The organism is Streptomyces sp. NBC_01803 (genome assembly GCF_035917415.1).
In the GTDB taxonomy this organism is placed as follows: Bacteria; Actinomycetota; Actinomycetes; order Streptomycetales; family Streptomycetaceae; genus Streptomyces.
This window is the reverse complement of the sequence record NZ_CP109073.1, coordinates 4,194,397-4,215,997: the sequence shown is the minus strand read 5'-3', so window position 1 is coordinate 4,215,997 and position 21,601 is coordinate 4,194,397. Positions and strand designations below refer to the sequence as shown.

At 74.0% G+C, this 21,601-nt stretch carries 12 protein-coding genes; all 12 read left to right on the top strand.

Translation table 11 applies throughout. The features are described 5' to 3' along the window. Window positions 1–43: 43 nt before the first annotated feature. Window positions 44–5,923, top strand: coding sequence for a type I polyketide synthase (locus OIE51_RS19215; protein ID WP_326598972.1), 5,880 nt, complete (start codon window positions 44–46; stop codon window positions 5,921–5,923). A gap of 3 nt (window positions 5,924–5,926) precedes the next feature. Beyond that, window positions 5,927–9,958, top strand: a complete 4,032-nt coding sequence (locus OIE51_RS19210) for a type I polyketide synthase (protein WP_326598971.1) — start codon at window positions 5,927–5,929, stop codon at window positions 9,956–9,958. Next, on the top strand, window positions 9,940–10,953 hold the full coding sequence (locus OIE51_RS19205; RefSeq protein ID WP_326598970.1) for a 3-oxoacyl-ACP synthase III family protein: 1,014 nt from the start codon (window positions 9,940–9,942) through the stop codon (window positions 10,951–10,953). The genes OIE51_RS19210 and OIE51_RS19205 overlap by 19 nt, the downstream gene beginning before the upstream one ends. Continuing rightward, the gene (locus OIE51_RS19200; protein ID WP_326598969.1) at window positions 10,950–12,341 is read left to right on the top strand and encodes an NAD(P)/FAD-dependent oxidoreductase; all 1,392 of its coding nucleotides are present in this window, start codon (window positions 10,950–10,952) and stop codon (window positions 12,339–12,341) included. Before OIE51_RS19205 ends, OIE51_RS19200 begins: the two co-directional genes overlap by 4 nt. Then, entirely contained in the window at window positions 12,338–13,339 is a 1,002-nt protein-coding gene (locus OIE51_RS19195) for an AfsA-related hotdog domain-containing protein (RefSeq protein WP_326598968.1), read from the top strand. The genes OIE51_RS19200 and OIE51_RS19195 overlap by 4 nt, the downstream gene beginning before the upstream one ends. 3 nt (window positions 13,340–13,342) lie before the next feature. Further along, window positions 13,343–14,677, top strand: a complete 1,335-nt coding sequence (locus tag OIE51_RS19190) for a protoporphyrinogen/coproporphyrinogen oxidase (RefSeq protein WP_326598967.1) — start codon at window positions 13,343–13,345, stop codon at window positions 14,675–14,677. After that, window positions 14,674–15,519 carry an SDR family oxidoreductase gene (locus tag OIE51_RS19185; RefSeq protein ID WP_326598966.1) on the top strand — a complete coding sequence of 282 codons (846 nt, stop codon included), beginning with the start codon at window positions 14,674–14,676 and terminating at the stop codon, window positions 15,517–15,519. Before OIE51_RS19190 ends, OIE51_RS19185 begins: the two co-directional genes overlap by 4 nt. After that, window positions 15,509–16,519, top strand: coding sequence for an acyl-CoA desaturase (locus OIE51_RS19180; RefSeq protein ID WP_326598965.1), 1,011 nt, complete (start codon window positions 15,509–15,511; stop codon window positions 16,517–16,519). The genes OIE51_RS19185 and OIE51_RS19180 overlap by 11 nt, the downstream gene beginning before the upstream one ends. A 46-nt stretch (window positions 16,520–16,565) precedes the next feature. Further along, complete coding sequence (locus tag OIE51_RS19175) at window positions 16,566–18,203, top strand: AMP-binding protein (protein WP_326598964.1); 1,638 nt, start codon at window positions 16,566–16,568, stop codon at window positions 18,201–18,203. A 13-nt stretch (window positions 18,204–18,216) separates the two neighbouring features. Then, window positions 18,217–19,233, top strand: coding sequence for a beta-ketoacyl-ACP synthase III (locus tag OIE51_RS19170; protein WP_326598963.1), 1,017 nt, complete (start codon window positions 18,217–18,219; stop codon window positions 19,231–19,233). Window positions 19,234–19,385: 152 nt separating this feature from the next. Continuing rightward, window positions 19,386–21,158, top strand: coding sequence for an ABC transporter ATP-binding protein (locus OIE51_RS19165; RefSeq protein WP_442811966.1), 1,773 nt, complete (start codon window positions 19,386–19,388; stop codon window positions 21,156–21,158). Window positions 21,159–21,238: 80 nt separating this feature from the next. Next, window positions 21,239–21,592, top strand: a complete 354-nt coding sequence (locus OIE51_RS19160) for a MerR family transcriptional regulator (protein WP_326598962.1) — start codon at window positions 21,239–21,241, stop codon at window positions 21,590–21,592. Window positions 21,593–21,601: the final 9 nt, after the last annotated feature.

The window sequence follows — 21,601 nt, the reverse complement described above, 5'->3', positions numbered from 1 at the left end:
GAGAGCACGGGACCGGACCGGGGGACCAAACGTGGAGGGTGACATGGCTGCTGCTCATTCGGCTGATCGTTCGGACGACTCCGTGGCGCGGATCCATCCGTTCGCGGCCCGCCTCACCGACCTGCCCGACGACGACCGGCACCCGGCCGTGCTCCAGTTGGTCCGGGAGCAGACCGCCGGGCTGCTCGGCACCGCCCCCCACACCATCGACCCGGACCGCGCGTACCGCGACTACGGCTACAACTCCCTGGCCGCCGTCGAGTTGACCGGCCGGCTCGGCAAGGCGGTCGGCCTCAAGCTGCCGCTCACCCTCCTCTTCGACCACCCGACCCCCGCCGACGTGGCCGGGCATCTGCTCTCGCTGCTCGGCTTCCCGCCCGTGTCCACCACCGCCGCGCCCGACGAACCCGAGGCGCCGACGGGCGAGTCGAGCACCGACGAGGACGACGACCCGGTGGCCGTCGTGGGCATGGCCTGCCGCTATCCCGGCGGTGTCGGCTCCCCGGCCGAGCTGTGGGACGTGGTCGCGCGCGGCCTGGACGTGGTCGGGGACTTCCCCACCGACCGTGGCTGGGACCTGGACCGGCTCATCGACCCCGACCCGGACCGGCCCGGCACGAGCTACGCGGCATCCGGCGGATTCCTCGACGGCGTCACGGAGTTCGACGCGGACTTCTTCGGCATCGGCCGGACCGAGGCACTGGCCATGGACCCGCAGCAGCGGCTGCTGCTGCAGACCGTCTGGGAGACCCTGGAGGACGCCGGGCTCGACCCGACGTCGCTCAGACGATCCCCCACCGGCGTCTACATCGGCAGCAGCGGCCAGGACTACGAACAGGTCGCCCGGTTCGGGCCCGGGGAGTTGGAGGGGTACTGGGGGATCGGCTCGGCGGGGAGCGTGCTCTCCGGCCGGGTCTCCTACGTCTACGGCCTCGAAGGACCGGCCCTCACCGTCGACACCGCCTGCTCCTCTTCCCTCGTCAGCGTCCACCTGGCGGCACAGGCCCTGCGGCGCGGCGAATGCTCCCTCGCCCTCGCCGGCGGTGTCGCCGTGATGGCGACGCCCAAGATCTTCACGGAGTTCAGTCGCCAGCGCGCCCTCTCCCCCGACGGCCGGTGCAAGTCGTACGCCCAGGCCGCCGACGGCACCGGCTGGTCCGAGGGTATCGGCGTCATCCTGCTGGAACGGCTCAGCGACGCCCGGCGCAACGGCCACCGCGTCCTGGGCCTGATCCGCGGCACAGCCGTCAACCAGGACGGCGCGAGCAACGGCCTCACCGCGCCCAACGGCCCGTCCCAGACCCGCGTCATCACCCAGGCCCTCACCGACGCCCGGCTGAAGCCGCGGGACATCGACGCCGTCGAGGGTCACGGCACCGGCACCACTCTCGGCGACCCCATCGAGATCGACGCCCTCCACACCGCCTACGGACAGCACCGCGAGCCGGGCCAACCACCCCTCCACCTCGGCTCGTTGAAGTCCAACATCGGCCATAGCCAGGCGGCGGCCGGGATCGGCGGACTGATCAAGATGCTGATGGCCCTCCGCCACGAGACGCTGCCCGCCACCCTCCACGTCGACCGGCCCACCGGCAACGCGGACTGGCCGGGCACCGTCAGCCTCCTCACCGAGCCCCGGCCCTGGCCCCGCACCCCCGACCACGCCCGCCGCGCCGCCATCTCCGCGTTCGGCGTCGGCGGCACCAACGCCCATGTCATCGTGGAAGAGCCACCCGGCGCGGCGGACGAACCCGCGCCGGACGACGCCAAAGCCGGACCGGTGGCCTGGACGCTGTCCGCCAAGTCCGAGGCGGCGCTGCGCGATCAGGCCCGCCGCCTCCACACCCACCTCACCACCCACCACCCGGACGCCGCCCCGGCCGACATCGCCACCGCCCTCGCCCACACCCGGACCCATCACCCGCACCGGGCCGCCGTCACGGGCGAGACCGCGGATGAACTCCTCGCCGCCCTCGACACCTTCGCACGCGACGAGCTGCCGCCGGGCGCCTTCACGGGCCGGGCCACCACCGGCAGGACGGCCTTCCTCTTCCCCGGCCAGGGCACCCAGTGGCTCGGCATGGGCCGCGAACTCGCCGCCGCCCACCCCCACTTCGCCGAAACGCTGCGGGCCTGCGCCGACGCGCTCGCCCCGCACACGGACTGGTCGCTGGACGAGGTGCTCAGCGGCGCGCCCGGGGCGCCGCCGCTCGACCGCGTCGACGTCGTCCAGCCCGCGCTGTGGGCCGTGATGGTCTCGCTGGCCGAGCTGTGGCGCCACCACGGGGTGCGGCCGGACGCGGTCGTCGGCCACTCGCAGGGCGAGATCGCCGCCGCCTGCGTGGCGGGCGGCCTCTCCCTCGAAGACGCCGCCCGCGTCGTGGCGTTGCGCAGCCGCGCGATCCGCGCTCTGGAGGGCCAGGGCGGCATGGTGTCCGTGACCGCCCCGTCCGGGCGGCTGCTGCCGCTGCTGGCGCCGTGGGGTGACCGGATCTCCGTCGCGGCGGTCAACGGCCCTTCCTCCACCATCGTTTCCGGCACGCCGGAGGCCCTGACCGGTCTGCTCGACACGTGCGCCGAGGCCGGGGTCTGGGCCCGGCGCATCAACGTGGACTACGCCTCACACTCCGCGCAGGTCGAGGGCCTGCGGGCGCGGCTGGCCGAGGACTTGGCACCGGTCACGCCGCGCGGCGGTGACGTGCGTTTCCACTCCACCGTCACCGGCGGCGAGTTCGCCACGGGGGGGCTCGACGCGGGCTACTGGTTCCGCAATCTGCGGCAGACCGTCCGCTTCGAGGAGACCGTGCGGGGCCTGCTCGCCCAGGGCTACACCATGTTCATCGAGGTCAGCCCGCACCCGGTGCTCGGCGTCGCGGTCGAGCAGATCATCGAGACGGCGGGCGCCGGGGACGAGCCGGCGAGCGTCATCGGCTCCCTGCACCGCGACGACGGCGGCCCCCGCCGGTTCACCGCCGCGCTCGCCGAGGCCCACACGCACGGCGCGCCCGTGGCGTGGGCGACGGTCCACGACCCGGCCCGCGCCCGCCGCGTCACGCTGCCCACCTACCCGTTCCGCGCCGAACGCTTCTGGGCCGCGCCGCGCGCCACCGCCGACGGCGCCGACGGCGACGTGGCCGGGGCTGGGCTGCGGTCCACCGGGCACCCGCTGCTGGCCGCGGCCGTCGAACGGGCCGACGGCGACGGGTGGTTGTTCACCGGTCGGCTCTCCCGCGACACCCACCCCTGGCTCACCGACCACGCCGTCTACGGCACGGTCCTGGTGCCCGGCACCGCCTTCGTCGAACTGGCCGCGCACGCCGGGGCGCAGACCGGCTGCGGGGTGGTCGAGGAGCTGACGATCGAGGAGCCGCTGGCCATCGCGGACGGCGGCGCGGTCGATCTCCAGACCTCGGTCGGGGAGCCGGACGCCCTCGGGCGCCGCCCGATCGCCGTCCACTCCCGCCCCACCGGCGGCACTTCCGGCGCGGACCCGGCCGACTGGACCCGGCACGCCACCGGACTCCTCGCGCCCGACGCCGGGCAACCCACCCCCGACGCGGCGACCTTCGCCGCCTGGCCGCCGCCGGACGCCGTGCCGCTGCCCGTCGATGGCCTCTACGACGAACTCGCGGACCGGGGCTTCGGCTACGGCCCGGTCTTCCAAGGACTGCGCGCGGCCTGGCGGCGCGGCGACACCCTGCTCGCCGATGTCGAGCTCGGCGCGGAGGCCGGCGCCTTCGGCCTGCACCCGGCGCTGCTCGACGCCGCGTTCCACGCCCGGCTGACCGAACTGACCGGCCCGGGCGCGGAGTCGGGACAGGCGTGGCTGCCGTTCACCTGGTCCGGCGTGCGGCTGCTGCGGCCCGGGGCGACCCGGCTGCGGGTCACCCTGGCCCCGCTCGGCGCGGGCACCGGCCCGGGAACGGTCCGGATGACGGCGGCCGACGAGACCGGCACACCGGTCGTCTCGGTCGACGCGGTGGTCGCCCGGCCGGTGAGCCAGGCCCAGTTGGCGTCGCTGCGCACCACCGCCGATTCGCTGTTCCGGCTCGACTGGACGCCGCTGCCCGCCGTTTCCGTCTCGTCCGCGTCACCGGCCGTCCACTGGGCGGTGCTCGGTGACGCCCTGCCCGAGGCGTCCGACGCCGACGCGCCGCGTCACGCCGACCCGGCCACGCTCGCCGGGGTCATCGCCGAGGGAACGGCCGCCCCCGAAGCGGTGCTGGTCGCGGCCGGTCACCCCGACCCGCACGACACCGCGCACCGGACCTTCGCCCTGCTGCGGGCCTGGCTGGACGAGGAGCGACTGGCCACGACCAGGCTGGTGTTCGTCACCCGGGGCGCCGTGGCCACCGCGCCCGGGGCCGATGTCGACACCGGCCAGGCGCCGTTGTGGGGCCTGGTCCGCTCGGCCCAGTCCGAACACCCCGGGCGGTTCGTCCTCGCGGACCTCGACGGTGACGCCGCCTCCTGGCAGGCGCTGCCCGCCGCCCTCGAATCCGGCGAACCACAGCTCGCGATCCGCGCCGGCCGGCCGCACGTTCCCCGCCTGGTCCGGGCCCGGGGCGCGGCGGGCGGCCCGCTGGCGTTCGACCCCGACGGCACGGTCCTGATCACCGGCGGCACCAGCGGCCTCGGCGCCCTCGTCGCCCGGCACCTGGCCGCCGAACACGGCGCCCGCCACCTGCTGCTGGCCAGCCGGCGCGGCCGAGCCGCCCCCGGCGCCGCCGCGTTGGCGGAGGAGCTGGCCGCGCTCGGCGCCGGCGTCACGGTAGCCGCCTGCGACGTGGCCGACCGCGACGAGGTCGCGGCGCTGCTGGCCGCCGTGCCCGCCGCGCACCCACTGACCGCCGTCGTCCACTCGGCCGGAGTGCTGGACGACGGCCTGATCGAGTCCCTCACCCCCGAGCGGCTGGACCGGGTGCTGCGCCCGAAGGTCGACGCCGCCCGACACCTGCATGAACTGACCGCGAACGCCGAGGGCTTGGCGTCGTTCGTGCTCTTCTCCTCGGTCGCGGGCACGGTCGGCGGCCCCGGACAGGGCAACTACGCCGCCGCCAACACCTTCCTGGACGCCCTCGCCCAATCGCGCCGCGCCCGGGGCCTGCCCGCCGTCTCGCTCGCCTGGGGACTGTGGGAGGAGGCCAGCGACATGACCCGGCACCTCGGCGGCTCCGGCGTGGACCGGCTGGGCCGCTCCGGGCTCGCGCCGCTGACGAACGAGGAGGGGCTGCGGCTGTTCGACGCCGTGCACGGAACGGCCGACGCGCTGCTCGTCCCGGCCCTGCTCGACACCGCCGCGCTGCGCGCCCAGGCCCGGGACGACGCGCTGCCCGCGACGCTGCGCGGGCTGGCGCCCGCCGCGGCGGCCCGCCCGGCCGACGCCTCCTCCGGGGCGGCGCTCGCCGCCCGCGTCGCCGCCGCTCCGGAGGAGGAGCGCGACGCGCTGGTGCTGGAGGTGGTCGCGGCCCAGGTCGCGGAAGTGCTCGGGCACACGGGCGCCGACGCGGTGGCCCCGGAACGGGCGTTCCAGGAGATGGGGCTCGACTCGCTCGGCGCCGTGCGCCTGCGCAACCGCCTCCAGCAGGCCACCGGCCTCACCCTGCCGTCCACTCTCGCGTTCGCGCACCCCACCGTCGCGGCGCTGGCCCGGCACGTCAGGTCGCTGATCGAGGAACGCTCCGACGTGGGGGCCGCCGCACGGGAGTCCGGGGTGCTCGGGGAGCTGGACCGACTCGCCGGGCTGCTGGCTTCGGTCCCGGCGGCCGAGGTGACCGGGATCAGCGCCCGACTGCGCTCCCTGCTCGGTGAGTTGGAGAGCCGGAACGGCGACGCCGGCGCGCCAGCCACCGGCGACCGGATCGAATCGGCCACCGCCGACGAGATCTTCGACCTGATCGACAACGACCTGGGGGTGCGCTGACCGATGTCCGACGTCAACAACGACAAGGTGCTGCGCTATCTCAAGCGCGTCACCGCCGAACTCCAGTCCACCCGCGAGCAGATGCGGCTCACGGAGCAGCGGGCCACCGAGCCCGTGGCGATCGTGGGCATGGCCTGCCGCTATCCCGGCGGTGTCGGCTCCCCGGCCGAGCTGTGGGACGTGGTCGCGGACGGGCGCGATGTGATGTCGGAGTTCCCGGCCGATCGCGGCTGGGACCTGGAGTCCCTGTTCCATCCCGACCCCGACCACGCGGGCACGAGCTACGCGGCGGCGGGCGGATTCCTCGACGGCGCCACCGAGTTCGACGCGGACTTCTTCGGCATCGGCCGGATCGAGGCGCTGGCCATGGACCCGCAGCAGCGGCTGCTGCTGCAGACCGTCTGGGAGACCCTGGAGGACGCCGGGCTCGACCCGGCCGCGCTGCGCGGCTCGCGGACGGGTGTCTACGTGGGCACCACCGGTCAGGACTACTCGTTCCTCTCGGCCGCCGGGCCCGGGGAGTTGGAGGGGTACTGGGGGATCGGCTCGGCGGGGAGCGTGCTCTCCGGCCGGGTCTCCTACGTCTACGGCCTCGAAGGACCGGCCCTCACCGTCGACACCGCCTGCTCCTCCTCCCTCGTCGGCGTCCACCTGGCGGCACAGGCCCTGCGGCGCGACGAGTGCTCGCTCGCCCTGGCGGGAGGCGTGACCGTGATGGCGACGCCCAAGACCTTCACGGAGTTCAGCCGCCAGCGCGGTCTGGCCCCGGACGGCCGGTGCAAGTCGTACGCCCAGGCGGCGGACGGCACCGGCTGGTCGGAGGGGGTCGGCCTGGTGCTGCTGGAGCGGCTCGGCGACGCCCGGCGCAACGGCCACCGCGTCCTGGGCCTGGTGCGCGGCACGGCGGTCAACCAGGACGGCGCGAGCAACGGCCTCACCGCGCCCAACGGCCCGTCCCAGACCCGGGTGATCGCCCAGGCCCTCACCGACGCGCGCCTCGAACCCCGGGACGTCGACGCCGTCGAGGGTCACGGCACCGGCACCACTCTCGGCGACCCCATCGAGATCGACGCCCTCCACACCGCCTACGGACAACACCGCGAGCCGGGCCAACCACCCCTCCACCTCGGCTCGTTGAAGTCCAACATCGGGCACACCCAGGCGGCGGCCGGGATCGGCGGACTGATCAAGATGGTCATGGCCCTCCGCCACGAGACGCTGCCCGCCACCCTCCACGTCGACCGGCCCACCGGCAACGCGGACTGGCCGGGCACCGTCAGCCTCCTCACCGAGCCCCGGCCCTGGCCCCGCACCCCCGACCACGCCCGCCGCGCCGCCATCTCCGCGTTCGGGATCAGCGGGACCAACGCCCACATCGTCATCGAGGAGGCGGCCGAGGAGGACGTGGCCGGGGAGCCGGCGGGAGAGCCCGCCCGGGGCCCGGTGGCGTGGGCGTTGTCCGCCACGTCCGGGGCGGCGCTGCGCGATCAGGCCCGCCGCCTCCACACCCACCTCACCGCCCACCACCCGGACGCCGCCCCGGCCGACATCGCCACCGCCCTCCTCCACACCCGGGCACGGCACCCCCACCGGGCCGCGATCACCGGCGGCACCCGTGACGAACTCCTCGCCGCCCTCGACACCTTCGCGCGCGGCGAGCTGCCGCCGGGCGCCTTCACGGGCGAGGCCACCACTGGCCAAACCGCCTTCCTCTTCCCCGGCCAGGGCTCGCAGCGCCCCGGGATGGGCCGCGAACTCGCCGCCGCGTACCCTCACTTCGCGCAGGCACTTGACGCGGTCTGCGCGGAGCTGGACCCGCGCCTGCCACGGCCGCTGCGCGAGGTGATGTTCGCCGCCGAGGGCACCCCCGAGGCGGCGCTGCTGGACCAGACGGGATACGCCCAGCCCGCGCTGTTCGCCGTGGGGGTCGCCCTCTACCGGCTGATCGAGTCCTGGGGCTTCCGGCCGGATCTGCTGCTGGGCCACTCGGTCGGGGAGATCGCCGCCGCCCACGTCTCCGGCGCCCTCGCCCTGGGCGATGCCGCCGCCCTGGTCGCCGCGCGCGGCCGGCTGATGCAGGCGCTGCCGCCCGGCGGCGGGATGCTCGCCGTCGAGGCGACCGAGGAGGAGATCCGCGCCGCCCTGGCCGACACCGGCACCGGCACCGACTCCGACACCGACGGCCGGCTCGGCGTCGCGGCGGTCAACGGCCCCCGCGCGGTGGTCGTTTCCGGTCCCGCCGACGCGCTCGCCGGCTTCGAGCCGCGGTGGCGGACCCTCGGCCGGCGCACGCGGCGGCTGCGCGTCAGCCACGCCTTTCACTCACCGCACATGCTGCGCCCGATGCTCGGCGAACTCGCCACCGTCGCACGGGAACTGAGAGCCGGCCGACCCACGATCCCAGTCGTCTCCAACCTCACCGGCAAGCCGCTCGACGCCCACACCCTCGCCTCACCCGACTACTGGGTGCGCCACGCGGAACAGCCGGTCCGCTTCCACGACGGCGTGCGGGCCCTGGAGGACGCGGGCGCCACGGCCTACCTGGAGATCGGCCCCGGCGGAGTCCTCACCGCCATGGCCCGCGACTGCCTCGCCGCCCCCTCGATGGCCGTGCTGGCGCCGACGCTCAACGCCAAGCGCCCGGAACCGGATTCGCTGCTCGGCGCGCTGGCCGAGCTGCACACGCGCGGCGCGGCCGGGGATCTCGCCGGGCTCTACGACCCGGCCGCCGCCCGCCGCGTCACGCTCCCGTCCTACGCCTTCCAGCGGCGGCGCTACTGGCTCGACGCCGCTCCCCCGGCCCGGACGGCCGCCATCACGCCCGACGGCGCCGCGTCACCCGGCACCGCGGAGACGCCCGGCACCGCGGAGACGCCCGGCACCCCACAGACTTCCCAAACCGCCGAGGCGCCCCGCGACATGCTCGCCGTGGTCACCGCCGAGGCGGCCGGCATCCTCGGCTACGACCCCGGCGAGACCGTCGACGCCGACCGCACCCTGCTGGAGCTGGGCATCGACTCCATGGGCGCGGTCAGGCTCCAGCAGCGACTCACCGCCGTCACCGGCCTCGACCTCCCCCCGACCCTCCTGGTCGACCACCCCACCCCGGCCGCGCTCGCCGCCCATCTGCGCACGCTGCTCGGCCAGGACGACACTCCGCCCCTGGCACAGCCCGAACCGACGCCGGGCGGCGGCACGTTCACCGGGCTGCTGCGGGCCGCCCACGCGCACGGCGAACTCGCGGGCGCCGTACCACTGCTGACCGCCGCCGCCGCGTACCGCCCGGCGTTCACCGACCCGGCCGAGCTGCCCGAACCGCCCGCCGCCGTCCTGGTCTCCGACGGGCCGGCCCGGCCCGCCGTCGTCTGCGTGCCGTCGTTCCTCGCCGGTTCCGGACCACACCAGTTCGCGCGCCTCGCCGCCGCGTTCGAGCCCAGGCTCCGCACCTCCGCGCTGACCCTCCCCGGCTTCGGCGGTGCCCTTGGCACGCCACCGCCCGCCACCTGGCGGGCCGCGATCGACGCGCTCGCCGCCGGGGCGCTGGCCGCCGCCGAGGGCCAACCCCTCCTGCTCGCGGGCCACTCCATCGGCGGCGTGCTCGCCCACGCCGTCGCCGCCACCCTCGAACGCGCCGGACACCGCGTCGCCGGCGTCGTCCTGATCGACACCTACGAGCCCGATCCCGCCCAGCGCGCCGAGGTGTTCGGGTGGGCCATGGGCCACATCCTCGGCCGCGACCACGCCTACATCGACATCAACGACGACAACATCCTGGCCATGGGCGGCTATCTGCGGCTGTTCGACGGATGGGCGGCCGAGTCGGCCGACCGGCTCGACGCCCCGGCGCTGCTCCTGACCGCCGCCCGCCGCCCGGACGCGCCGCGCGCCGGGACCTGGACCCTGTGGCGCGCGGTGGACACCGTCGAGCCCGTGCCGGGCGACCACTTCTCCCTGCTTGAGGACGACGCGGCCCTGACCGCGCGGACGGTCGGAGACTGGCTTCGAAAGGAAACAGCATGCAACACCTGGGCATAACCGACTTCGGGAGCTATCTGCCCGAGAACGTGGTGGCGCCCGACTTCTTCCTGGACGAGGACGCCCCGCAGGACCCGCTCGCCGCCCTGCCCCTCTTCAAGGTGCCCCCGACCCGCCGCCACGTCGGCCCCGGCGACTCCGCCGCCGACATGATCGCCAAGGCCGCCCGCCCGATTTTCGAACGCCTCGGCCGCGAGCCGGCCGGCCAGGTCGACGTCCTGCTCACCAATGTGCTGCTGCCGGACGAGCCGTTCATGGGCGTCGGCGCCCAGGCCGCCAACCGCCTCGGCATCAGCCCGGAATGGATCGTGGACCTCCACAACGGCGGCTGCGCCTCGTTCATGTACATGGTGTCGCTGGCCCGGAAGATCATGGCGGACGGCTCGGCCCGCACCGCGCTGATCGCCAACGTGCAGAACACCGCGGGCCAGATGTTCGCCCAGCCGGGCGTGCGGAAGAAGCCGCACGCCGCCGTGCCCGGCGACGGCTGCGGGGTCGCCTATCTGGAGCTGGGCGGCCCCTCGCCGGTCCTCGGCGTGCGGACCCGCTCCGTCCCCGCCCACTCGGTGGATCTCGGCATCGCGACCCCGGACGGCCGCAAGTACTGGGAGCCGGGTACGAGCGAGATGGACATCAGGTTCGACGACACGAAGACGACGGAGATCCTCGAACGCGGCAACACCCTCGTTCCCGAGCTGGTCACCGAACTCCTCGACGGGCTGGGCGAGTCCCCGTCCGCGATCGACGTGCTCGTCACCAACCAGCCCAACCGGATCTTCCTCAAGAACTGGCGGGAGGCGCTGGACCTGGACGCCAAGCACCACTTCGACACGTTCGACACCCTGGGCAATCTCTACGGCGCGGCCGTCCCCATCACGCTCGACCAGGCCGCCCGCGCCGGGGAGTTGCGCGACGGCGACCTCGTCGTGATGTCGGGCTTCGCCCACGCGGGGGACTTCGCCGCCGCCGCGGCCGTGCGCTGGAACGCCGCATGAGCGCCCCGGAGGGCCAGGAGCCCCTGGACGTGGTGATCGTCGGCGCCCGCTGCGCGGGCTCCTCGCTCGGCGCGCTGCTCGCCCGCCGCGGCCTGCGGGTCGCCGTGCTGGACCAGGCGACCACCATCGGCTTCACCCTCTCCTCCAACATCCTCCAGGCCGACTCCCTCGCCTTCCTCGACCGGCTCGGCCTCACCGGCCGGCTGCGCGAGGCCGGAGTGCGGCCCATGCGGCGCGTCGACATGCGCCTGGGGGACTTCCGCTGCCTGGTCGACTTCCCCGACCGCGCGGGTGACGTCGGCGGCGCGGCCTGTATCCGCCGCGAAGTCCTCGATCCCCTGCTGGTGGAAGCCGCCCGCGAGGCCGGCGCCTCGGTCCGGCTCGGCACCAAGGTCACCGGCCTGGTGCGCGGAACGGACGGGCGCGTCACGGGAGTCGAGATCGCGGAGCGCGGCGGCGGCCGGGCCGAGCTGTCGGCGCGGCTGGTCGTCGGCGCGGACGGCCGCGCCTCGACGGTCGCCCGCCTGACCGGCGCCCGGCAGTACCACGTCACGCGCAACGAACGGAACTACTACTGGACGTACTTCGAGGGCGTCGACACCGGCGAGGCCCCGACGTTCGTCTTCCACCGCTGGGGCGACCGGCACATACTCGGCGGCACGGCCGACAACGGCCTCTACATCGTGGGCGTTTCGCCCGAGCGGCATGAGCGGGAAAGCTTCCAGGACGACCTGGAGGGCTCGCTCACCGCGCACGCGATGAGCTGCGAGCCGATCGCCAAGGCCATCGCCAGCGCCCGCCGCGCCACCCGCGTCTACGGAATCCGCCGCTTCTCCGGGTACTTCCGCGAGGCGTCCGGGCCCGGCTGGGTGCTGCTCGGCGACGCCGGGCACTTCAAGGACCCGGCCGGCGGGCGCGGCATCGGGGACTCCTTCCACCAGGCGGAACGGCTCGCGCCCGCCATCGAGACGGCGCTCGCCGGGCGCCGCTCCGGGGCCGAAGTCGACAGCGCCACGGCCGCGTTCGGCCGCTGGCGGGACCGCACCTACGCCGAGTACTACGGGCTGGCCGCCGACCTGGGCGTGGCCGGGCCGATCGCCGGGGTCGTCCCCGAGGTCGTCTCCCGGCTCCACGCGCGCGGCAAGGCCGACCAGGTGCTCGATCTGCTGAGTCACCGTGTCACGGTCCTCGGCGTCCTCACCCCGGCCCGCGTCCTCGGCGCCACCGGCCGGATGCTGCGCGACGGCAACGCGAACGGCGGCGGCCGGCGGGCGCTGCTGGCCGAGCTCGGCAGCCTCGGCGCCACCGAGATCCGCCGCCGCCGCGCGATGCGCAAGCCCGAGTACGCGGCGGTGCCGCCGCACGCCGAAACGGAGTTGAGCGTATGACCACCTCGGCCAGCACCCTGCTGCCGCCCGGCGTCACGCTGGGGTTCGAGCAGACCGTACCGCGCGCCCTGGCGCACCGCCGCCAGATCGGCGAGGTGTTCGTCGCGGACTCCGCCCAGGTGGGCGCCGACGACTTCTATCTCTCCTTCGAGATCCCCCGCGCGCACAGCCTCTGGTCCGACCAGCACCCGGCCTTCCACGACCCGTTCGCCTCCGCCGAGGCGGCCCGTCAGGCCATCTTCGTCTTCCTCCACCGGCACGTGGGGATCGAGGTCGGACTGCCGTTCAGCCTCCAGCGGATCAGCTTCCGCGTCGAGGACCCGGAGGCGTACCGCAACGACGGCCGCACCGCGATGCGCGGCCATCTGCACTACCGCATCGCGGAACGCGCCCACCGCGGCGCGGACGTGACCGGCATGACCCTCCGGGGCGCGATGGAGATCGGCGGCCGGCGCGCGATGACGCTCACCGCCCACCTCGCGTTCATGTCGAAGGCCGACTACGACGTCTTCCGCGCCTTCCAGCGCGCCCAGAAGCCGATCGCCGCCGCCCGCCTCACCACGGCCCGCCGCCTCGTCCCCGAGCTGGTCGGCCGCGCGATCCCGCGCAACGTCGTCATCGGCGTGCCCGAAACCGCCACCGGCGACGGGCCGTTCCTGCTCGCCGCCGACACCGCGCACCCGGCGTTCTTCGACCACGAGTACGACCACATCCCCGGCCCGCTGATGGCTGAGGCCATGCGGCAGACGGCGGTCGCCGCCGCGCACACCGCCGGTGTCCTGCCCACCCCGCACGCCCTGATCGTCGGCTGCGAGGCCGCGTTCCTGGACTTCGCGGAGTTCGAGGCGGACCTGGTGTGCGAGGCGAAGGTCGGCCGGACGGCGGACGTCGACGGCCGGCTGCCGGTCGAGGTGGCCCTGCGCCAGTTCGGAAAACAGGTGGTCGAGGGACGCGTCGAGCTGCTCCCCGACCCGCAAGCCGTAGCTAGGGAGAACTGACGGATGCCCAAGGACGCAACAGGAAATCAGCGGCGCGTCGCCGTGGTCGGTGCCGGGATCTCCGGACTCACCGCGGCCCTCCGCCTCCAGCTCGCCGGCCACGACGTCGAGTTGATCGAGGCGGACGAGACACTGGGCGGCCGGTTCGGCGTGGGCCGCCTCGGTGACCGGCAGGTGATGACGGGCGGCAAGAACATCGGCCGCCGCTACCGCACGTTCCGCTGGTTCACCTCCGAACTCGGCGTGGACGCCTACGAGTCGTTCGGCTACAACGCCTCCCGCGTCAAGGACGGCCGGGTGCTGACGCTGGACAGCGAGCGCCGGGGCCAGACCCTCCAGAACATCCGCCGGATGGGCTCGGCCCGCGACGTGGCCCGGCTGGCGACGATGGCGGCCCGCATCCGCGCGGACGAGTCCAATCGATTCCTCGGCTCCCGCTACTTCGGCGGGATCTCGCGCCGCCACGACGACGCCCCGCTCGCGGCCTACTTCGGCCGCGAGATGACCGAGTCGCTGATCCGCCCCATGGTGATCCGCAACAACGGCGCCGAGCCCGACGAGGTCTACCCCGGCACCTTCGGCACCAACCTGGCGATGCTGCTCGACCACTACGACCAGCTCGCGGGCGGCATCCAGCCCGCCCTGGACGCGATCGCCAAGCGCGTCACCATCCGCGCCGGCGCCCGCGCCGAGGGCCTGGTCGTCAACCGCCTCGGCCGCGTCACCGGGCTGCGGATCTCCGAGGGCGGCGGGCCCGCCGAAGCCAGCGAGTACGACGGGGTGGTGCTGGCCACCCCGGCCCACGCCACCGCAGGGATCGTCACCGAGGCCCGGCCCACGATGGCCGAACGGCTGCGGCGCGTGCGGTACTTCCCCTCCACCGTGGTCCTGGTCGAGTACGACGAGCCCGTCTTCACCAGCGAGGTGCGCGCGCTGGCCATGGACGACGGCCCGTGCAGCAACGCCGGCTCCTACGGCAAGGAGGAGCGCCACATCGTCCGTTACACCTACAGCGGACGCCAGGGGCGCCTGACCGACCCCACTCCGGAGCTGATCGACAAACTGACCAGCGAGAGCGAGGACTTGCTCGTCAAGTACCTCGGGACGCCGCGCGCCACCCGCCTCAACGTCCTGGTCAAGCACTGGCCCGCCGCCTACAGCGGTTACCTGCCGCACCACCCGGCGTTCCTGCGCGAGCTGCGCGCGGACGTCGAGACGCTGCCGGGCCTGGAGCTGGCCGGCGACTACATCCAGGGCGTCTCCATCGAGGCGTGCTCCCGCACCGGCAGCGCGGCGGCGAGCCGCCTCGCGGCCCGGCTGGCCGGAGCCCCGGTATGACCGGCGTGACCGGCGACTCGGCGGGCGCGGGCGCGCCGGACCGCCGCTGGGCCGTGGTCACGGGCGCCTCCTCCGGCATCGGGGAATGGCTCGCCCGGGGCCTGGCCCGGCGCGGCCACAGCCTGTGGCTGGTGGCCCGCACCACCGACGCCCTGGAGCGCCTCGCCAAGGAGCTGACCGGCGACCACCCGGGCATCGAGGTCCGGGTCCGCCCCTGCGACCTCGCCGACCCGGTGGCCCGCAGCCAACTGTCGGACGAGCTGACCGAGTTCCCCGTCTCGGTGCTGTGCGCCAACGCCGGCTTCCCGACCTGCGGCGCGCTCACCGAGAACGACCCCGCCCGCGAACTGGCCGAGATCCAGGTCAATGTCGTGGCTCTGCACCAACTGACGCTCGCCGTCCTGCCGGGCATGCTGGAACGCCGCTCGGGCCGCGTTCTCGTCACCGGCTCTGCGGCCGGGCTCCAGCCCGTACCGACCGCCGCCACCTACGCGGCCACCAAGGCGTTCGCCAACACCTTCGCCGAGTCGCTCCACGCCGAGCTGCGCGGCACCGGCGTCACCTGCACGCTGCTGTTGCCCGGCCCGGTGCGGACCAACTTCTATGAGACCGGCGGGATCCCGCGCCTCACCGAACAGCGGATTCTCGCCTGGCTGACGCCCCGGCGCGTCGCCGAAGCCGGCCTGGACGCCATGGCGCGCGGACGCCGCGTCGTCGTCCCCGGGCCGGTCGCCAAAGTCCAGGCATTCGCCGGACGCAACACCCCGCGGGCGCTGCTCTTCCCGGTGCTGCGCACCGCGTTTCTTCCCCGTCTCAGGAAAGCGAGGAGCAATGGACGGTAGAAAGCACCGTTGGTTCATCCTGGGCGCCTCCGTGATACCGCTGATCGCGGTATTCGGCGCCATGGTTCTGCTGTGGAACTCGATCTTCGGCTGGTCGGACATCGTCGTCCTGGCCATCATGTACGCCATCTCCGGCTTCGGCATCTCCACCGGCTACCACCGGATGCTGACCCACCGGTCGTTCGAGACGTACAAGCCCATCCGCATCGCCCTCGCCACGGCGGGCGTCACCGCCGGCCAGGGCCCGCCCATCATCTGGGCCGCCCACCACCGCAAGCACCACCGGGTCGCGGACAAGGAAGGCGACCCGCACAGCCCGCACCTGGACTTCGAGCCCGGCTTCAAGGGCACGATGGCGGGCCTGTGGCACGCCCATCTCGGATGGCTGTTCGACACCAAGCTCACTTCGGACCCGATCCGTTACTGCCCCGACCTGGTGCGCGAGAAGCCCATGCGCTGGCTGAGCGAGAACCTGCTGCTCGTCACCGCCGCCAGCGTCGTGTTCCCCGGCCTCCTCGCCTTCGCCATCACCGCCGGCGACTGGAAGGCGGGCCTCACCGGCATGCTGTGGGGCGGCCTGGTCCGCATCTTCCTGATCAACCACATGACGTACGCGGTGAACTCGGTCGGCCACGTCTTCGGCCGCCGCCGCTTCACCACCACCGACGAGTCCCGCAACGTCGCCTGGCTCGCCATCCCCTCGTTCGGCGAGGCGTGGCACAACAACCACCACGCGTTCCCGCGTTCGGCGCGGCACGGCATGAAGTGGTACGAGGTCGACCTGAGCGCCATCCTCATCTGGACCATGGAGAAGACCGGCCTGGCCTGGAAGGTCATCCGCATCGACCCCGAGCGCCTGACCATGCGCGAGGCCAACATCAGCCGGGTCGACGGCTCTTCGCTCGACCGGCAGGAGCTGCTCCAGAGCCAGCAGGCGCTGGCCCCGATGGCGGAGCGGTCCAAGGAGAACGCCACCGCCTCGGTCGTCGACGTCGAATAGTCCCCGCCGCGCCCCAGCACCGAACAGAAAACGGGGAAAGACCTCCATGCAGTTGTGGAACGCACTGACCAACGGCTCCTCGCATGGCACTTTGCACGTCTGGGCCGGCGAGGACTTCGAGCACACCCCCTGGCGGGAAGTGGCGGCCGACGCCCATGGCATGGCCGCCGCCCTGCGCGGCGCCGGGGTACGCCCCGGCACGCGGGTGGCGACCATCCTGACCAACACTCCCGCGACCGTCCGCGGACTCCTCGCGATCTGGCTGGCCGGCGGGGCGGTGGCGTCACTGCCCCTGCCGACGCGCGGCCAGAGCACCGACGAGTACGGGCGCCAGCTCACGGCTCTCTGCGCCCGCCTCGACCCGGCGCTGCTCCTCGTGGACGACTGGATCGTCCCGATGATCCCCGGGGATCTCACCACTCAACTCCCCACCTGGCCCTGGACCCTGGCCGGACTGCCCGCCGCCTCGGGCCCGTTCGAGCCGAGCCCGCCCGGCCCGGACGACCTCGCGTTCATCCAGTACTCCTCCGGCAGCACCAGCACACCCAAGGGCTGCGCGCTCACCACACGGGCCGTCGAGCGGCAGATGGAGATCATCCTGCACCTCACGGGAGGGCGGCCCGGCAACGACACCGTCACCTCCTGGCTGCCCCTCTCGCACGATATGGGCATGTTCGGCTGCCTGCTCTACGCATGGTCGTACGACTTCGACTTCGTCCTCTCCACGCCGGACCGCTTCGGCATGGCGCCCCGTACGTGGTTCCGGGACATGTCCGAGTACCAGTCGACGATGACCGCCGGCACCAGCACCGCCGTGTACCTCGCGGCGCGCGCCCAGGGCCGGGCCGAACTGCCGCGCGGGCTCGCCTCGTTGCGCGCGGCGGTGATCGGCGCGGAGCGCGTCGACTGGGACACGCTGGCCGCCGCCGGCGAGAAGTTCCGCCCCTACGGCCTGTCGGAGACGGCGTTCCAGCCGGCCTACGGCATGGCCGAGGCGACCCTCGCGGTGACCGGCAAGCCGTGGGCGCGGGCCCCGCGTTCGGTCGTCTTCGACGGGGCGGCCCTGGTCGACGGCACCGTGACCGAGGTGGATCCCGACCACCCGCGCGCCACCCGGCTGGTGTCCAACGGCCTGACGCTGCCCGGCGTCTCGGTCGACACCGGCACCCCGGGCGCGGTCTCGGAGATCGTCGTCGGCTCCCCGAGCCTCGCCCAGGGGTACTACGCCGACCCCGAGCGCACCGCCGCCCGTTTCCCGGACGGGCGGCTGCGGACCGGGGACCTCGGCTTCTCGCACGAGGGGGAGCTGTACGTCGTGGGCCGGGCGGATGACATGCTCTCGGTCGGCGGCCGTAAAATCTACGCCTCCGAGATCGAGTCGGCCATCGACACCCACGCGCAGGTCCGCAAGGGCTGCGTGGTGGTCGTGGACGTCGGCACCTCCGGACTTCCCCGGCTCGTCCTGATGCTCGAACCCCAGGGCAGGCCGCGGGACTTCCAGCCCATCGCCGATCACGCGGCGGCGGTGGCGCTGGAGAAGTCCGGAGTGGCTCTGTCCGAGTGCCTGTTCCTGCCGCGCGGGGTGCTGCCAAAGACCCCGAGCGGGAAGATCCAGCGGTTCCGCTGCCGCGCGCTGCTGGACGAGGGCCGGGTCGACCCGCTGGCCCGCGTCACGTTCGCCTGAGGAAGGACCGTACATGAAGGCGCGGATCACCCCCGCCCCACGACCCGCGGCGGTCGGCTCACCGCACGCCCGCATCCTCGGCGTGGGCGGCTACCGCCCACGCCGGGTGGTGACCAACGACGAGGTGTGCGAGCGCATCGACTCGAACGACGAGTGGATCCGCACCCGCACCGGCATCGTCACGCGGGCGTGGGCGGGGCCCGACGAGACCCTCGCCGACATGGCCGTGTCCGCGTCGGGCAAGGCCCTCGCGGCGGCGGGGATCACGGCGGACGCCCTCGACTGCGTCATCGTGGCCACGTTCACCCACCTCTGGCAGACACCCGCCGTCGCCACCGAGATCGCGCACCGGCTCGGCGCCCACACCGCCGCCGCGTTCGACATCTCGGCCGGCTGCGCCGGGTTCGTGCACGCGCTCGCCCTGGCCGCGGACACCGTCCGCGGCCGGGGCGGGCACGTCCTGGTCATCGGCGCCGAGCGGATGTCCGACCTGCTCGACCTCGACGACCGTTCCACGGCCGTCATCTTCGGCGACGGCGCGGGCGCCGCCGTCGTCGGCCCCTCCTCGACTCCCGCCATCGGCCCGGTGATCTGGGGCGCGGACGGCTCCCAGGCGGACGCGGTCACCCAGACCGTGCCGTGGGACGCCCTCCGCGACGACCGCGACCTGCGCTGGCCGGCCCTCACGCAGAAGGGCCAACAGGTCTTCCGCTGGGCCGTGTACGAGATCTCCAAGGTCGCCCGCCAGGCCCTCGACGCGGCCGGCGTCACCGTGGACGACCTCGACGTGTTCATCCCGCACCAGGCCAACGTCCGCATCATCGACGCGATGGCGCGCAACCTCGGCCTGCCGGACACCACCGTCATCGCCCGCGACGTCACCACGTCCGGCAACACCTCGGGCGCGTCCATCCCCCTGGCCATGGACGCGCTGCTGGCCAGCAACGAGGTCAGCCCCGGCGACCTGGCGCTCCTCATCGGCTTCGGCGCGGGCCTGTCCTACGCCGCCACCGTGGTCGCGCTGCCGTGACCCGGCCCGCCGTCCCACGGGCGGCGGGCCTCCGGGGGTCGGCCTCCGGGGACGGGCCTCCGGGGGCGGGCAACGGCGAGCGGGCAACGGCGAGCGGGCGTGGCCATCTTGCGCCCTGGAGCGATGATCGTCCGTACGGTTACGCTGGTCGGGTGGCCGAACTGAGCAGCACCGCGGTGACGTCCGAGAGCGACCCGCCCGCTTGGCGGGTTCTGTTCGGCTATGTCCGGCCGCACCGCGGCGCGTTGGTCCTCGGGGCGCTGCTCTCGCTCGCCACCGGCGCCACCGGGCTCGCACTGCCGCTGGTGGCCCAGGAGTTGATCCAGAGCCTGTCCGACGACCGGTCGATCTCGGGCGCGTTGATCCTCATGTCCCTGCTCGTCGCGGGGAACGCGGGCATCGGCGCGCTCGGCGCGTATGTCCTGCAGCGCACCGCCGAGTCGGTCGTGCTCACCGCGCGCCGCACCCTGACGTCCTACCTGCTGCGGCTGCGGATATCCGCCGTGGACGCCACCGAGCCCGGCGACCTGCTGTCACGGGCCACCTCCGACACCACGCTGCTCCGCGCGATGACCACGGAATCGCTGATCGGCTTCTCGACCGGCGGACTCACGCTGGTGGGCACGCTGGTGATGATGGGCACCGTCGATCTGGTCCTGCTCGGCGTCACCCTCGGCGTGATCGCCCTCGCGGCCACCGTCATGGGCCTCATCGTGCCGCTCATCCACAAGGCCAGCAAACGCGCCCAGGAGTCCATCGGGCAGATGGGCGCCGCGCTGGAGCGGGTCCTCGGCGCGCTCCGCACGGTGAAGGCGTCCGGCGCCGAGGACCGCGAGCGGCGGACCGTGCACGCGGCGGCCGAGGAGTCCTGGCGGCAGAGCGTGCGCGCCGCCAAGTGGCAGGCTCTGGCCGGGAACACGGCCGGGCTGTCGATGCAGGTCGCGTTCATCACCGTGCTCGCGATCGGCGGCGCCCGGGTCGCCACCGACACCATCGACATCGGCGCCCTCGTCGCCTTCCTCCTCTACGTCTTCTATCTGATGGCGCCCATCCAGCAAGTGGTCAGCGCCATCACCCAGTACCAGATCGGCGCGGCGGCCATCGGCCGCATCCAGGAGGTTCAGCGGCTGCCCAGCGAGCCCGTCCACTCCCCCGCCCCGCTCCCGGCGCCCGGCGCGACGCCCGCGACCGTCACGTTCGACGGCGTCCGCTTCCGCTACGCGCCCGAACTGCCGTATGTGCACCACGGGGTGAGCTTCACCGTGCCGCCGCGCGGCATGACCGCGTTCGTCGGCCCGTCCGGCGCGGGCAAGACGACCGTCTTCGCGCTCATCGAGCGTTTCTACGACGCCACCGACGGCCGCGTGCTGCTGGACGGAAAGGACGTCCTGGACTGGGACTTCGGCGAGCTGCGCGCGGCCATCGGCTATGTGGAGCAGGACGCGCCCGTGCTGTCCGGCTCGCTGCGCGAGAACCTGCTGTTCGGCACGCCCGGCGCGGACGACGACGCGGTGCGCGAAGTGCTGCGCACCACGCGGCTGGACGGCCTGATCGCCCGGCTGCCGGACGGCCTGGACACGCTCGTCGGCCACCGCGGCACCAAGCTTTCCGGCGGCGAGCGGCAGCGCGTCGCGATCGCCCGCGCCCTGCTGCGCCGCCCCCGGCTGCTGCTGCTGGACGAGGCCACCTCGCAGCTCGACGCGGTCAACGAGGCCGCCCTGCGCGAAACGGTCGCCGAGGCGGCCCGGGAGACGACGGTCATGGTGGTGGCCCACCGGCTGTCGACCGTCACCTCGGCCGACCGGATCGTGGTGATGGACGCGGGCCGCGTCCAGGCCGTGGGCACGCACGCCGAGTTGGTCGCGGGCAACGCGCTCTACGCCGAGCTGGCCGCCACCCAGTTCCTGGCGACGACCGTGGAATGAGCCACCCCGTGAGCAGCGCCACGGCTCACGCGGCGTGAAGCGCTCTTCCTCCGGCGCCCCGTCCGTCACATGCTGGCTCCATGCGTATTGGCACGCTTGCCCACGCCGCGGGAGTGACGACCAAGACGGTCCGGTTCTACGAACAGGCCGGTCTCCTCCCCGAGCCGCCACGCACCCCCTCCGGATACCGGGACTACCCAGCGGAGTTCGCCGACCGGCTGGTGTTCATCCGGGGCGCGCAGGCTGCCGGGCTGTCCCTCGCCGAGATCCGCGACGTCCTCGCCGTGGGCGACAGCGGCCAGCCGCCCAACGGTCCGGCCGCCGAGCTCATCGCGACCCGGCTCCGCGCCATCGAGACGCGGCTGGCGGAGCTGATCCACACCCGCGACGCGCTGCGCGCCCTGGCCCGTGGCGGTGCCGACGCCCTCCGGTGAGCCCGGCGG